Below are 1,320 nucleotides of genomic sequence, written 5' to 3'. Positions count from 1 at the left end.
GACCACCCGAAGGGTGGTTTAGTAGGTAGCCGCGTAGGCGGCCCGCGGGACCCCTCACAGGTCCCGCGCGGCCGCAACCCTGCTAACGGGCGCAGCCACTTCTAACGTTTTCCAATTTTTTTCGACCGACTCTTGAATCTTCGGTGCCCGAGCTAACCTCGCTTGAGCTTTCCCCGGCATACACTGCTGTCGGTGTGCGTCGCCCGAGCGCCTGGTGACGACGGCGATCGTTGTAGAACGTGAAGTAGGCCGACAGACCCGCTTCGCATTCCGCCACGCTCGGGTAACTCTTCAGGTACACCTCCTCGTACTTCACGCTCCGCCACAATCGTTCGATGAACACGTTGTCGAGCGCTCGACCACGACCATCCATGCTGATCGCGATGCCACGTTGTTCCAGCCGACCGGTAAAGGTACTCGACGTGAACTGCGAGCCTTGATCGGTGTTGAAGATCTCGGGCGCGCTCTGGGTGAGGGCGTCGTCCAAGGCCTCCATACAGAATCTGCCGTCCATCGTATTCGATAATCGCCAGCTCAAGACCTTCCGACTGAACCAGTCCAGCACCGCCACCAGGTACAGCCAGCCCGACTTCAAGGGGACGTACGTGATGTCGCTGCTCCACACCTGGTTGGGACACGTGATCTCGATATTCCGCAGTAAATACGGGTAAATCTTGTGACCTGCCCCCGGCCACGTCGTTCGCTTCTTCGGGTAGATCGCTTCGATCCCCATCACTCGCATCAATCGCGCGATTCGCTTGCGGCTCACGCCCAGTTCATCGGCCAGCCGACGGCTGCCGTAGAACGGCCAGCGGGTGTACAGCTCATCGATCCTGCGCATCAGTTCCCGGTTCTCCTCGCTCTCGCCTTTCGCCGCGTAATAGCAACTCGACCGAGCAAGACCGAGGAGCTCGCATTGTCGCCGAACACTCAATTGAGGATGACCTGGCTCAATCCACCGCCGCTTATCCATCGCCCGACTCGGCAGACTTTTTTTTAAGCCAGTCGAGCTCTACCTTCAGTCGCCCGATCTGCTCGTAGAGCTGAGCGGTCTGGGGCTCGTCCTCCGGCAGCTTTCGCTGCCGGCCGTCTTCGAACAACCCGCCCATCCCCTCCAACAGCTGCTTCTTCCAAGCCGAAATCTGGTTGGGATAGACCTCGTACTGGCTGGCAAGCTCCGCCAACGTCTTGTCCCCCTTGGCAGCTGCCAACGCCACCTTCGCCTTGAAACCCGCCGAAAAACTTCGCCGCTTCCTGCTCATCCTTAAGACTCCTGATTAACGCCCCGCCAGGGGCGGAACTACATACTATCAGGTGGTC

At 59.5% G+C, this 1,320-nt stretch carries 1 protein-coding gene; it reads right to left on the bottom strand.

All coding sequences use genetic code 11. The features are described 5' to 3' along the window. Positions 1–82 precede the first annotated feature (82 nt). Positions 83–1,262 (bottom strand): IS3 family transposase gene (locus NG895_RS13780; protein WP_425267231.1). Its coding sequence is split into 2 segments (ribosomal slippage): positions 83–974 and positions 973–1,262, totalling 1,182 coding nucleotides; the frame shifts between segments, so codons are not numbered across the junction. Positions 1,263–1,320: the final 58 nt, after the last annotated feature.

Origin of the sequence: Aeoliella straminimaris, from assembly GCF_024054565.1 — a bacterium.
GTDB lineage: Bacteria > Planctomycetota > Planctomycetia > Pirellulales > Lacipirellulaceae > Aeoliella > Aeoliella straminimaris.
The sequence above is the reverse complement of the archived record's forward strand: the minus strand, read 5'-3'. Positions and strand labels throughout refer to the sequence as shown.